The 11,113-nt window shown below is 61.2% G+C and carries 10 protein-coding genes; all 10 read left to right on the top strand.

The window, feature by feature from the left end; all coding sequences use genetic code 11:
- Positions 1-392: Lrp/AsnC family transcriptional regulator (locus tag DBR18_RS07035; protein WP_108589815.1), on the top strand; the 392-nt coding region annotated here is incomplete at its 5' end.
- Positions 393-667: 275 nt separating this feature from the next.
- Positions 668-2,350 carry an NAD(P)/FAD-dependent oxidoreductase gene (locus DBR18_RS07030; protein ID WP_108589814.1) on the top strand — a complete coding sequence of 561 codons (1,683 nt, stop codon included), beginning with the start codon at positions 668-670 and terminating at the stop codon, positions 2,348-2,350.
- Between the two features lie 12 nt (positions 2,351-2,362).
- Positions 2,363-3,157, top strand: a complete 795-nt coding sequence (locus DBR18_RS07025; protein ID WP_108589813.1) for a carbon-nitrogen hydrolase family protein — start codon at positions 2,363-2,365, stop codon at positions 3,155-3,157.
- 48 nt (positions 3,158-3,205) lie between these two features.
- Positions 3,206-5,623 (top strand): pyrroloquinoline quinone biosynthesis protein PqqF, encoded by a 2,418-nt coding sequence (pqqF, locus tag DBR18_RS07020; RefSeq protein ID WP_108589812.1) that lies wholly within the window; start codon positions 3,206-3,208, stop codon positions 5,621-5,623.
- A gap of 158 nt (positions 5,624-5,781) precedes the next feature.
- Positions 5,782-5,856 (top strand): pyrroloquinoline quinone precursor peptide PqqA, encoded by a 75-nt coding sequence (gene pqqA, locus DBR18_RS07015; protein ID WP_003422658.1) that lies wholly within the window; start codon positions 5,782-5,784, stop codon positions 5,854-5,856.
- Positions 5,857-5,937: 81 nt separating this feature from the next.
- A complete protein-coding gene (gene pqqB / locus DBR18_RS07010) occupies positions 5,938-6,849 on the top strand; it encodes a pyrroloquinoline quinone biosynthesis protein PqqB (RefSeq protein WP_108589811.1) in 912 nt (303 codons plus the stop codon).
- 135 nt (positions 6,850-6,984) lie between these two features.
- A complete protein-coding gene (gene pqqC, locus DBR18_RS07005) occupies positions 6,985-7,737 on the top strand; it encodes a pyrroloquinoline-quinone synthase PqqC (protein ID WP_096796665.1) in 753 nt (250 codons plus the stop codon).
- Positions 7,734-8,009, top strand: a complete 276-nt coding sequence (pqqD, locus tag DBR18_RS07000) for a pyrroloquinoline quinone biosynthesis peptide chaperone PqqD (RefSeq protein ID WP_108589810.1) — start codon at positions 7,734-7,736, stop codon at positions 8,007-8,009. The genes pqqC and pqqD overlap by 4 nt, the downstream gene beginning before the upstream one ends.
- Positions 8,002-9,141: a pyrroloquinoline quinone biosynthesis protein PqqE gene (gene pqqE, locus DBR18_RS06995; RefSeq protein ID WP_177482350.1), complete on the top strand. Its 1,140-nt coding sequence runs from the start codon at positions 8,002-8,004 to the stop codon at positions 9,139-9,141. The genes pqqD and pqqE overlap by 8 nt, the downstream gene beginning before the upstream one ends.
- The gene (locus DBR18_RS06990) at positions 9,107-10,918 is read left to right on the top strand and encodes a S9 family peptidase (RefSeq protein ID WP_108589808.1); all 1,812 of its coding nucleotides are present in this window, start codon (positions 9,107-9,109) and stop codon (positions 10,916-10,918) included. Before pqqE ends, DBR18_RS06990 begins: the two co-directional genes overlap by 35 nt.
- Positions 10,919-11,113: the final 195 nt, after the last annotated feature.

The following is an 11,113-nucleotide window of genomic DNA, read 5'->3' as shown; positions in this document are numbered from 1 at the left end:
CCCGCGAAAGCGTAGCGATGCTCGCTCGGCAACTGGGCATCGCGCGTACCACCGTCACCTCGCGGTTGGCGCGGCTGGAGAAGGCCAAGGTGATCACCGGTTATGGCGTGCGTCTGGGGCAGCGTGTGGTCGATGGCGGATTGCAGGCGTATGTCGGGATCAAGGTGCAGCCGCGTTCCGGCAAAGAGGTATTGCGTCGGTTGAGCGCCATGGCGCAGGTGCAGCAATTGTGTGCAGTGAGTGGCGAGTTTGATTATGTGGCGTGGTTGCGCACCGACTCGCCGGAGCAGCTGGATCAGTTGCTGGATCAGATTGGCAGTGTGGATGGGGTGGAGAAGACGACGACCTCGATCATTTTGAGCAGCAAGATTGATCGGGGGCAGCCGGTCTGAATTTTTTGGCTGAGAGGGCCTCTTCGCGAGCAGGCTCGCTCCCACACTTTGACCGGGGCGCGCACAGAATCTGCGCCACGTACAAATCCACTGTGGGAGCAGGCTCACTCCTACATTTGGTCGGAGTGCAGTCAGCAATCGTCATATTGATCAATTAACTGGCAAAACGACGACACTTTGCGCCTTATTAACGTGTTCTACGCTCCCTAGAATGGCTGGCATCTTTTCCTATACTCAGACGCGCATCCTGCGTCGGGTCGCCAGTAAGGTCAGTCATGAACAAGAACAATCGCCATCCTGCAGACGGCAAGAAACCCGTTACCATTTTCGGCCCGGACTTTCCTTTCGCTTTCGACGACTGGATCGAACACCCGGCCGGCCTCGGCAGCATTCCTGAACACCATCACGGCGCTGAAGTAGCGATTGTTGGCGCGGGCATCGCTGGTCTGGTGGCCGCGTACGAACTGATGAAGCTCGGCCTGAAGCCGGTGGTGTACGAGGCCTCGAAGCTGGGTGGGCGTCTGCGCTCGCAAGCATTCAACGGCACTGACGGCATCGTCGCGGAACTGGGCGGTATGCGCTTCCCGGTCTCCTCCACGGCGTTCTATCACTACGTGGACAAACTTGGCCTTGAGACCAAGCCTTTCCCGAACCCGCTGACACCGGCCTCCGGCAGCACCGTGATCGATCTGGAAGGCAAAACCCATTACGCACAGAGCCTGAAGGATCTTCCTGCACTGTTTCAGGAAGTGGCTGACGCCTGGGCGGATGCACTGGAGGCCGGCTCGCAGTTCGCCGAGATTCAGCAAGCCATCCGCGACCGCGATGTGCCGCGCCTCAAGGAGCTGTGGAACAAACTCGTGCCGCTGTGGGACGACCGCACCTTCTACGACTTCGTTGCCACGTCCAAGGCCTTCGCCAAGCTGTCGTTCCATCACCGCGAAGTGTTCGGTCAGGTCGGTTTCGGCACGGGTGGCTGGGACTCGGACTTCCCCAACTCGATGCTGGAAATCTTCCGCGTGGTGATGACCAACTGCGACGATCACCAGCACCTGGTGGTCGGTGGCGTCGAGCAAGTGCCGCAAGGCATCTGGCGTCATGTACCGGAGCGCTGCGTGCACTGGCCGGAAGGCACCAGCCTGAAATCCCTGCACCGTGGCGCACCGCGCTCGGGCGTGAAGAAAATCGCCCACGCGCCGGATGGCCGCTTTGCCGTCACCGACAACAACGGTGACACCCGCGAATACGCCGCCGTGCTGACCACTTGCCAGAGCTGGCTGCTGACCACGCAGATCGAGTGCGACGAAACCCTGTTCTCGCAGAAGATGTGGATGGCGCTGGACCGCACCCGCTACATGCAATCGTCGAAGACCTTCGTCATGGTCGACCGCCCGTTCTGGAAGGACAAGGACCCGGAAACCGGCCGCGATCTGATGAGCATGACCCTCACCGATCGCCTGACCCGTGGCACTTACCTGTTCGACAACGGTGACGACAAACCCGGCGTGATCTGCCTGTCGTACTCGTGGATGAGCGATGCGCTGAAGATGCTGCCGCACCCGGTGGAAAAACGTGTGGAACTGGCGTTGAACGCGTTGAAGAAGATTTACCCGAAAGTCGATATCGCCGCGCGGATCATCGGCGACCCGATCACCGTGTCGTGGGAAGCCGATCCGTACTTCCTCGGCGCATTCAAAGGCGCCCTGCCCGGCCACTATCGCTACAACCAGCGCATGTACGCGCACTTCATGCAGGACGACATGCCGGCGGAGCAGCGCGGGATTTTCATCGCCGGCGACGATGTGTCGTGGACCCCGGCATGGGTCGAGGGCGCGGTGCAGACTTCGCTCAACGCCGTGTGGGGCATCATGAAGCACTTCGGCGGATCGACACATAAAGAGAACCCGGGCCCCGGTGATGTGTTCAAAGACATCGGCCCTGTCGCCCTGCCCGAGTAAGAGGAATCCCCGATGCGTGTAGCCCTTTACCAATGTCCACCGCTGCCCCTGGACCCCGCCGCCAACCTGCACCGCCTGCAACAACTGGCGATGGAGGCCAAGGGCGCCGACCTGCTGGTGCTGCCGGAAATGTTCATGACCGGCTACAACATCGGCGCCGAGGCAGTCAGTACGCTGGCCGAGGTCTATAACGGTGAATGGGCGCAACAGATCGCTCGAATCGCCAAAGCCGCCGGGCTGGCGATTGCTTACGGTTACCCCGAGCGCACGGCCGACGGGCAGATCTACAACGCCGTGCAGTTGATCGACGCGCACGGCGAGCGCCTGTGCAATTACCGCAAGACCCATCTGTTCGGTGATCTGGATCGGTCGATGTTCAGCCCCGGCGAAGGTGATTTTCCCATCGTCGAACTCAACGGCTGGAAGCTCGGTTTCCTGATCTGCTACGACCTGGAATTTCCGGAAAACACGCGGCGTCTGGCCTTGGCCGGCGCCGAGCTGATTCTGGTGCCCACGGCAAACATGATTCCGTTCGATTTCGTCGCTGACGTCACCGTGCGTTCCCGTGCCTTCGAAAACCAGTGCTATGTGGCGTACGCCAACTACTGCGGGCATGAAGGCGAGATTCACTATTGCGGACAAAGCAGCATCGCCGCGCCGGACGGCAGCCGTCTCGCTCAGGCCGGACTCGATGAAGCGTTGATTGTCGGTGAGCTGGATCGCCAGTTGATGCTCGACTCCCGCGCCGCCAATCGCTACCTCAGTGACCGCCGTCCCGAGCTTTACGACGCACTGAGCAAGCGCTGACCCCACGCAATCCGCTAGCATGGGCACTTCACTGTTCTGGAAGTGCCCATGCCTGCGCCGACTCACCCCCGCACCCACACTGAAACCCTGCCAAACGGCTTGCGCGTGACCCTGCGTCAGGTGCCCGGCCTGAAGCGCAGCGCCGCTGCGTTGCGGGTGGCTGCCGGTAGCCATGACGTGCCACTGGCGTGGCCGGGGCTGGCGCATTTTCTTGAACATCTGCTGTTTCTTGGCACCGAGCGCTTTCCCGCCAGCCAGGCGCTGATGGCTTACGTGCAAAGTCACGGTGGGCAGGTGAATGCCAGCACCCGCGAGCGCACGACAGACTTCTTCTTTGAATTGCCGACCGCTGCCTTCAGCGCCGGGCTTGAGCGTCTGTCAGACATGCTCGCCCGTCCGCGTATGAATTCGCACGATCAGTTGCGCGAACGGGAAGTGCTGGAAGCGGAATTTGTCGCGTGGTCGCAAGATCCGACGGCTCAGCAGGAACTGGCGCTGTACGAAGGGTTGCCCGTCACGCATCCGCTACGCGGGTTTCATGCGGGGAATCGCGACAGCCTCAAGATTGAGTTGCCCGCGTTTCAGCAGGCGCTGAAGGATTTCCATCAGCAGTTTTATCGCACCGGACAAATGACGCTGAGCCTGGTCGGGCCGCAGAGCATTGAGCATTTGCGCGTACTGGCGCAGCAGTTCGCTGCAGTGCTGGCAGTTGGGGATAAGATCGAGCAGGCAATGCCCCAGCCATTGATGGTGAAAAGTTATCAACAGGTCGGCGAGCGCAGCAGCAATCTGCTGATGGCTTTCGAAGCACTGCCCGAGTCATATGCCGAAGCGTTGGCGTTTCTCTGTCATTGCCTGAACAGCGCCAAGCCCGGAGGCCTGCTCGCCTGTCTGCAACAACAAAACCTCGCAGACAGCTTGAAAGCTGTGCCGCTGTATCAGTTCGCCGGACAAGCGTTGCTGCATCTGCAATTCACCGCCCCCGCCGAATCCCTGAGCGCCATTCGTGAACGGCTGCTGGACTGGTTGAGCTTTTTTGCCGCACAACAGGACTGGGCAGCGCTGCGCGGGGAATACGCCAAACTGCTGGAACGTCAGCAGCAAGTCAGTGGCGCCCTGCAACTGGCGCGGCTCGACAGTGAACAACGGGAAAACGGTCTGTCGGAAAACGGGGTCGTTGCGCTCAAACTGATCCTGCGCGACATCGGTGTTGTGGATAACTTCAGCGACCATTGGCACCTGCCGGCCGCCAACCCTTTCCTGCGTCCCAGAGAACCACTGGCCAATGCCGGACTGATTCGTGGTCAAACCAGCGCCCATCGTGGTTTGCGTACGTTCGCTCAGGATCGCTCGCGGGGGCGACGTGAGCGTTCTCCGATGCAATTCAGTCAGGCGCTGCCGGACACCAGTGATTACGGCGCGATTTACCTGCGTTGGCAGACGGAAGCGGCTGCCAGCACCGATCTGCAGGGCAAGCTGCAACACAGCCTGCGGGAAACCCGGGAAGATGCGCGGCAGGCCGGCGTCGAGCTGTCACTCGATGTCAGCGGCACGCAATGGCTGCTGAAACTGACCGGGCTACAGGAACCGATGCCCGGTGTCCTGGAGCATGCGCTGAAATGTCTGACGCAGGTTGACGCCGATTCCCCGCGCACAGAGCCAGAAGCGCCACTGATTCCGATCCGTCAGTTGCTCAAGGCATTGCCGGAGCAATGCCTGACACCGGCCATCGAGTCGGACGATGCAAAAGGGCTGTGGACAACTTCACGCTGGGACGGACTGGCCCTGGGCCTCAGCGCACAGACGCAATCGGCCTTGGGCCTGGCCCTGAGCCGCGTCCCCGGTATCTCGGACAATCAATTGCCGGCAGCGCCGACGATCAATACGCAACATCGGTGGAGCCACATCGATACCGCGGCCAGCGAGCATGCGTTGCTGCTGTTCTGCCCGACCGCCAGCCAAGAAATAGACGACGAAGCAGCCTGGCGCCTGCTCGCGCAGCTGTGCCAGACCCCGTTCTATCAGCGCCTGCGGGTCGAATTGCAATTGGGCTATGCGGTGTTCAGCGCATTGCGGCAGATGCACGGCCAGACTGGATTGCTGTTTGGGGTACAGTCGCCGAACACTGCACCGGCCAAACTGCTCGCGCATATCCGGCAGTTCCTCGAAAGCATTCCTGCGCTGATCGAAAACCTCGATGAAGACAGCTTCAACCAGCAACGCCAGTCACTTGCGGAACAGTTCGAACAGAGCAATCTCTCCGACAAAGACGCCGCAGAGTTGCTGTGGCAGGCCAAGCTCGCTGGCCACTCGTCGGATTATCTGGCGCAACTGCTCACGGCCATCGGTCAACTGGAGCGTCAGGCATTGCTGGCAGCAGCGCAGCGATTGCTCGGTGCCGAGGCCGGCTGGCTCTGCCTCGCCAGCGAACCGTCACCCGGCGCCCCATGGCAAGCGACAAATTGATCGTTACTCAGGCTGCAAGGAGCTTTCTCAAAGATTCACGGGCAATCACCTGGAAATTTTGAGTAACATAGCAGCCTAACTATTTGGAACATCCCTGCGCTGCCGTGGACTATAACTATGGACAGCGCTATCCCATCCACCCATTGAGGAGTCACCCTATGTCCTGGACAAAACCGGCTTACACCGACCTGCGTATCGGCTTCGAAGTCACCATGTACTTCGCCAGCCGCTGAGTTCTGCCTACGCAGACTTGCAGTGCAACGCCTCGGCTCGCCGGGGCGTTTTATTTTCAGCGTTGAAAGAGTGGAGCGTTCATGTTCGTCCAGATTCTGGGTTCGGCCGCCGGTGGCGGTTTTCCGCAGTGGAACTGCAACTGCGTCAATTGCGCAGGCTTTCGCGACGGCAGCCTGAATGCCAAGGCCCGCACCCAATCGTCCATCGCGATTTCCGACGACGGCGTGAACTGGGTGCTGTGCAACGCCTCGCCAGACATCCGCGCGCAACTGCAGAGCTTCGCCCCGATGCAACCGGGCCGTGCCCTGCGTGACACCGGCATCAGCGCGATCATCCTGATGGACAGCCAGATCGACCACACCACCGGCCTGCTCAGCCTGCGTGAAGGCTGCCCGCATCAGGTCTGGTGCACGGACATGGTTCACGAAGATTTGAGCACCGGTTTCCCGCTGTTCAAGATGCTCACTCACTGGAACGGTGGACTGGACTGGAACCGCATCGAACTCGACCAGAGTTTCACCGTGGCGGCTTGCCCGAACCTGCGCTTCACCCCGCTGCCGTTGCGCAGCGCCGCGCCACCTTACTCGCCGCACCGTTTCGACCCGCACCCGGGCGACAACATCGGCCTGATCGTCGAAGACTTGAAGACTGGCGGCAAACTGTTCTACGCGCCGGGCCTGGGCAAGGTCGACGCACCGCTGCTGGAGATCATGGCCGGCAGCGATTGCCTGCTGGTGGACGGCACGCTGTGGGATGACGATGAAATGCAGCGCCGTGGCGTCGGCACCCGCACCGGTCGCGAGATGGGCCACCTGGCGCAGAACGGCCCCGGCGGCATGCTCGAAGTGCTGGAACAGCTTCCCGAGCAGCGCAAAGTGCTTATCCACATCAACAACACCAACCCGATTCTCGATGAAGATTCGCAGGAGCGCGCGGAGCTGGCGCGGCGTAATGTTGAAGTGGCGTTTGATGGCATGAGTATTGTGCTGTAGCGGATGGCCCCATCGCTGGCAAGCCAGCTCCCACAGGGTTCTGTGGCGTACACAAAAACTGTGGGAGCTGGCTTGCCAGCGATGACGTCCGACCAGACACCCAAGATTTTAACGGTTGTTCCCCGGAGAACCGCAATGACCGACACCCCGCTGTCCCCCAGCGAATTCGAAGCCGCCCTGCGCGCCAAGGGCGCCTATTACCACATCTACCACCCGTATCACGTGGCGATGTATGAAGGCCGTGCCACTCGCGAACAGATTCAGGGCTGGGTCGCCAACCGCTTCTACTATCAGGTGAACATCCCCCTGAAAGACGCGGCGATCCTCGCCAACTGCCCGGATCGCGAGATCCGTCGCGAGTGGATTCAACGCCTGCTCGACCACGACGGCGCCCCCGGTGAAGACGGCGGCATCGAAGCCTGGCTTCGCCTCGGTCAAGCAGTCGGCCTCGACCCGGATCAGTTGCGCTCTCAGGAGCTGGTGCTGCCCGGCGTGCGTTTCGCCGTCGATGCCTACGTCAACTTCGCCCGCCGCGCCAGTTGGCAGGAAGCCGCCAGCAGCTCGTTGACCGAATTGTTCGCGCCGCAGATCCACCAGTCGCGCCTCGACAGCTGGCCGCAGCATTACCCGTGGATCGACCCGGCCGGTTACGAATATTTCCGCACCCGCCTCGGCCAGGCACGGCGTGATGTCGAGCATGGTCTGGCGATCACGCTTGAGCATTACAAGACCCGCGAGGGTCAGGAGCGCATGCTGGAAATTCTCCAGTTCAAACTGGACATTCTTTGGAGCATGCTCGATGCCATGAGCATGGCTTACGAACTGAACCGCCCGCCGTATCACAGCGTCACCGAGCAACGGGTCTGGCACAAAGGAATCACCCTATGAGTTTTGATCGCAGCAAAGTCCCGACCTGGCGTCCCGGCTACCGTTTCCAGTACGAACCGGCGCAAAAAGGCCACGTGCTGCTCTACCCCGAAGGCATGATCAAGCTCAACGACAGCGCTGCGCTGATCGGCGGTTTGATTGACGGTGAACGCGATGTCGCGGCGATCATCGCCACACTCGATGAGCAGTTCCCCGGCGTGCCAGAGCTCGGTGACGATATCGAGCAATTCATGGAGGTTGCCCGTGAGCAGCACTGGATCACCCTTGGTTGAGCTGCCGCCCAAGCCTGAAGTCGGCCTGCCGCTGTGGCTGCTCGCCGAGCTGACTTACCGCTGCCCGCTGCAATGCCCGTACTGCTCCAATCCGCTGGATTTTGCCGAGCAGGGCAAAGAGCTGAGCACCGAGCAGTGGATCAAGGTCTTCCGCGAAGCGCGGGAGATGGGCGCCGCGCAACTGGGTTTTTCCGGTGGGGAGCCACTGGTGCGCCAGGATCTTGCCGAGCTGATTCGTGAAGCGCGGCAACTGGGGTTCTACACCAACCTGATCACGTCCGGCATCGGTCTGACCGAGCAGAAAATCAGCGACTTCAAGAAGGCCGGCCTCGATCATATCCAGATCAGTTTCCAGGCCAGCGACGAGCAAGTGAACAACCTGCTCGCCGGCTCGAAAAAGGCCTTTGCGCAAAAGCTGGAAATGGCCCGGGCGGTGAAGGCCCACGGTTATCCGATGGTGCTGAACTTCGTCACCCATCGGCACAACATCGACAGGATCGACCGCATCATCGAACTGTGCATTGCGCTGGAGGCCGACTTCGTCGAACTCGCCACCTGCCAGTTCTACGGCTGGGCACAGCTCAACCGTGTCGGCCTGTTGCCGACCAAGGAACAACTGGTGCGCGCCGAACGCATAACCAACGAATACCGCGCGAAGCTTGAGGCAGAAGGGCATCCGTGCAAGCTGATATTCGTCACCCCGGATTACTACGAAGAACGCCCGAAAGCCTGCATGAACGGCTGGGGCAGTATCTTTCTGACGGTGACTCCGGACGGCACTGCCCTGCCCTGTCATGGTGCCCGACAGCTGCCGGTACAATTTCCCAACGTGCGCGACCATAGCATGCAGCACATCTGGTACGACTCGTTCGGCTTCAACCGCTTTCGCGGTTACGACTGGATGCCCGAGCCGTGCCGCTCCTGCGACGAGAAGGAACAGGACTTCGGCGGCTGCCGCTGTCAGGCGTTCATGCTCACGGGGGACGCCAGCAATGCCGACCCGGTGTGCAGCAAGTCCGAACATCACGGCGTGATTCTCAAGGCCCGCGAAGAAGCCGAGACCGCCACCCAGACCATCGAACAACTGGCCTTCCGTAATGAACGAAACTCACGCCTCATCGCCAAGGGCTGAGCCTTTCAGCGCCGCCCAGGCTGTCGCCGCCGGAATGGATTTCGCCGAACTGCAACTCGGTGCCCACGGTTTGTTCTGGAATGAATATCGCCCGGAAGATGCCGCGTGCCGGATCTGGCGCTGGCGCGACGGCGTGGCGAAATGTCTGACGCCGAATGGCTTCAGCGTGCGCAGCCGGGTGTACGAATATGGCGGTGGCGCGTTTTGTCTGACGCCGGACGGGGTGGTTTTCGTCAATGAGGCGGATCAGCAGTTGTATCGGCAGACGCTGGATAGCGAGCCCCAAGCGCTGACTTCCGGTGCGTGTCGTTACGGCGATCTGCACTTTGACGACGGGCATGTGTTGGCAGTTGAGGAGCTAAATGACCAGCATCGGCTGGTGGCGATCGACCTGGCTGACGGCACACGTCGTCAACTGGCCGAAGGTGCGGACTTCTATGCTGCGCCGACCTTCAGTCCGGACGGTTCGCGACTGGCCTGGATCGAGTGGAGCCGGCCGCATCAGCCGTGGACGTCGACGCGATTGATGGTGGCCGAACGTGCGGCCGAAATTGGTTTTGCCGCACCTCGCTGTGTCGCAGGTGATGACCGAGAAGAGTCGATCCAGCAACCGCGGTTCGATGCCCAAGGACGCCTGTATTGCCTGACCGATCGCGGCGGTTTCTGGCAGCCATGGGGCGAAACGTCCGACGGCTTGCAGCGGCTGCCCTGCGCCGAAGCCGACCACGCGCCCGCACCGTGGCAAATGGGTGGCTGCACCTGGATGCCGGTGGGCGATTCGTTTCTGGCGAGCTGGAGCGAAGGCGGTTTTGGTCGCCTGTCGCTGAACGGCGAAGACTTCACCGGCGACTACAGTCGCTTCCGGCATCTGGCACTGGATTCGCAATTCATCTACTGCATTGCCGCCTCGCCGATCAGCCCTTCGGCGGTGATTGCCATAGATCGCGCTACCCGCGAAGTGCGCGTGCTGGCCGGTGGCGTGGCACCTTTGCCTGCCGAACGCATCAGCCGTCCGGAAACACTGCGTTATCCGAGTGGTTCGGGTGAGGCCCACGGTTTCTTCTATCCGGCGATGAATGACGAGCCGCAGCCGCCGCTGGTGGTGTTCATCCACGGCGGCCCGACCTCGGCGTGCTATCCGATGCTCGACCCGCGCATCCAGTACTGGACGCAACGCGGCTTCGCTGTCGCCGACCTCAACTATCGCGGCAGCAGCGGGTATGGCCGCGAGTATCGTCAGGCGCTGCATCTGAGTTGGGGCGAGGTCGATGTCGAGGACGCCTGCGCGGTGGTGGCGTATCTGGCCGAACAAGGCTTGATCGATGGCGAGCGCGCCTTTATCCGTGGCGGCAGCGCCGGGGGGTACACCACGTTGTGTGCGCTGGCATTTCATCAGGTGTTCCGCGCGGGCGCCAGCCTGTATGGCGTCAGCGACCCGGTGGCACTGGGCAAGGCAACTCACAAGTTCGAAGGTGATTACCTCGACTGGCTGATCGGCGATCCCGAACAGGATGCCGAGCGCTACGCCGCCCGTACGCCATTGCTGCACGCGAGCAACATCAACGTGCCGGTGATTTTCTTTCAGGGTGAACTGGATGCGGTGGTGGTGCCGCAACAGACCCGCGACATGGTCACGGCACTCGAGCGCAATGGCATCCCGGTCGAGGCGCATTACTACTCTGAAGAGCGCCATGGCTTTCGCCGGGCGGTGAATCAGGCACATGCGCTGGAGCAGGAGTGGCGGTTTTATCGGCGGGTGATGGGGTTGGCGGACTGAGCGCTGCGCCTCTTTCAAAATAGCGCCGTCCCCATCGCGGGCAAGCCCGCTCCCACAGTTTCTTTGGTGTACACAAAATGTGTGATCTACCGAAAACACTGTGGGAGCGGGCTTGCCCGCGATAGCAATCTATCTTGCGCCGCTGAACTCAGCGCTTGGCGATGATGTACACCGCATGCACGATCCCCGGAATAT

This window comes from Pseudomonas sp. HMWF021, assembly GCF_003061005.1.
In the GTDB taxonomy this organism is placed as follows: Bacteria; Pseudomonadota; Gammaproteobacteria; order Pseudomonadales; family Pseudomonadaceae; genus Aquipseudomonas.
Note: the sequence above shows the minus strand (reverse complement) of the source record. Positions and strands in the feature narration are given on the sequence as shown.

Excerpts from the sequence above, each read along its gene's own strand:
- pqqD (WP_108589810.1), top strand. The coding sequence starts at position 7,734 with ATGAGTTTTGATCGCAGCAAAGTCCCGACCTGGCGTCCCGGCTACCGT.
- pqqC (WP_096796665.1), top strand. The coding sequence starts at position 6,985 with ATGACCGACACCCCGCTGTCCCCCAGCGAATTCGAAGCCGCCCTGCGC.
- DBR18_RS07030 (WP_108589814.1), top strand. The coding sequence starts at position 668 with ATGAACAAGAACAATCGCCATCCTGCAGACGGCAAGAAACCCGTTACC.
- pqqF (WP_108589812.1), top strand. The coding sequence starts at position 3,206 with ATGCCTGCGCCGACTCACCCCCGCACCCACACTGAAACCCTGCCAAAC.
- DBR18_RS06990 (WP_108589808.1), top strand. The coding sequence starts at position 9,107 with ATGAACGAAACTCACGCCTCATCGCCAAGGGCTGAGCCTTTCAGCGCC.
- DBR18_RS07025 (WP_108589813.1), top strand. The coding sequence starts at position 2,363 with ATGCGTGTAGCCCTTTACCAATGTCCACCGCTGCCCCTGGACCCCGCC.
- pqqB (WP_108589811.1), top strand. The coding sequence starts at position 5,938 with ATGTTCGTCCAGATTCTGGGTTCGGCCGCCGGTGGCGGTTTTCCGCAG.